The following is a 1,799-nucleotide window of genomic DNA, read 5'->3' on the forward strand; positions in this document are numbered from 1 at the left end:
GTGAACAACAACGACGAGATCGCCGCTGGCCTTGATCCGCTGAACCCCGATACCGATGGCAACGGTGTCCCGGACGGTGAAGAGGATACCGACGGCGACGGCATCAAGAATGCCGACGAGTCGAACACCGAGGTCAAGCCGAATGGTGTGAACCCGGACGGCACCGCCAAGGTTCCGATCACCGATAAGAACGAGAACAACATTGCCGACCTGATTGAGAAGAAGGACTCCGACGGTGACGGCATCCCGGATGCTGAGGATCCCGACGCTGATAACGACGGCATCAACAACACCGACGAGAAGGAAGCGGGTCTTGATCCGCTGGATCCCTACTCCGGTGGTTACAAGGATAAGGACGGCAACCCGATCAAGGACGGCGAAGGTGACTTCGACAAGGACGGCATCAAGAATGCTGACGAGTCCGAGGTTCCTGAAGGTCGCGTCAAGGATAAGGATGGCGATGGTCTCGCCGATCCGGAGATGACCGATAAGACCGGCAAGCTGGAAAATGGCAAGCAGGGCCCGAACGGTATCGCCGATATCAAGGAGAAGGCTGACACCGACGGCGACGGTATCCCCGATAATGAGGATCCGGACGCTGATAACGACGGCGTCAACAACGACGACGAGAAGGCCATCGGCCTTGATCCGCTGAACCCCGACTCCAACGGTGACGGTATCCCGGACGGTGCAGAGGACTACGACAAGGACGGCAAGACCAACGCCGAGGAGTCCGAGGTCCCCGAAGGCCCTGTGAAGGACACCAATGGTGACGGTCTCGGCGATCCTGGTATCACCGATAAGAACGACAACAAGATTGCTGATCTGAAGGAAGCTGACTCCGACGGTGACGGTATCCCGGATGCTGAGGATCCGGACGCTGACAACGACGGTGTCTCCAATGATGACGAGATTCGTGCTGGTCTCGACCCGCGAAATCCTGACTCCAATGGTGACGGCATCCCCGATGGTGACGAGGACAACGACGGCGACGGCATCAAGAACGCCGACGAATCCGAGGTCCCCGCTGGCCGCGTCAAGGACAACAACAATGACGGCCTGGGCGATACCGGCATCACGGACAAGAACAACAACGGCATTGCCGATCTTGTCGATGCCAATGGCGCTAAGTGGGTGGGCAAGTACGACGCTCAGACCCCCGAGGCTGGTAAGACTGTCACGGTTACGCCTGAGTTCGACAACACGCTGACCCCTGAGAACGAGAATGGACCGGCACCTGCCGGCACTACGTTCGAGCTCGACCGCACGACGGTCCCGCAGGGTTGGACGGTTGACGTCGATCCGACCACGGGTCGCGCAACGATCACCGTTCCGGAGGATGCCGCAACTGGTATCGCCAGCACCATCAAGGTGAAGGTGAACTACCCGGCTTCCGAGAGTAACAACGCAACGCAGAAGGAACTCGACCTGAAGGTTGTCCCGGCTGCTAAGCAGGTTGCTGATACGAAGACGATCATCGAGCAGTGCATCGATCCGTCCGAGTGGTACGCTAACCCGCTGCTCTACCTGGTCCCGCTGGGACTTATCGCCCTGGCAACGCAGGTGAACCTGCCGCTTCCGGAGTCGATCAAGGCACAGCTCGACAGCGTGAAGATCAACAACCCGGATAACCAGCCGCAGTGGTTGAAAGACGCGAACGCGAAGTTGGCTGCCATGGGCTCCAACGTGAACGTCGCGGGTATCCTCTCCATCCTCGGCCTGGTAGCAGCTGCCTCCATCGTGGGCATGTACTACGCCACCAAGTGCATCAACGGCAAGGCTTGGGACTTCACCAACCT

General features: G+C 59.0%; 1 protein-coding gene. It reads left to right on the top strand.

Annotated elements, in window-relative coordinates; genetic code table 11:
* On the top strand, positions 1 to 1,799 hold a 1,799-nt coding region (locus HMPREF3044_RS08130), incomplete at both ends, for a YPDG domain-containing protein (RefSeq protein ID WP_210400539.1).

Source organism: Corynebacterium sp. HMSC073D01, from assembly GCF_001815555.1.
GTDB lineage: Bacteria > Actinomycetota > Actinomycetes > Mycobacteriales > Mycobacteriaceae > Corynebacterium > Corynebacterium glucuronolyticum.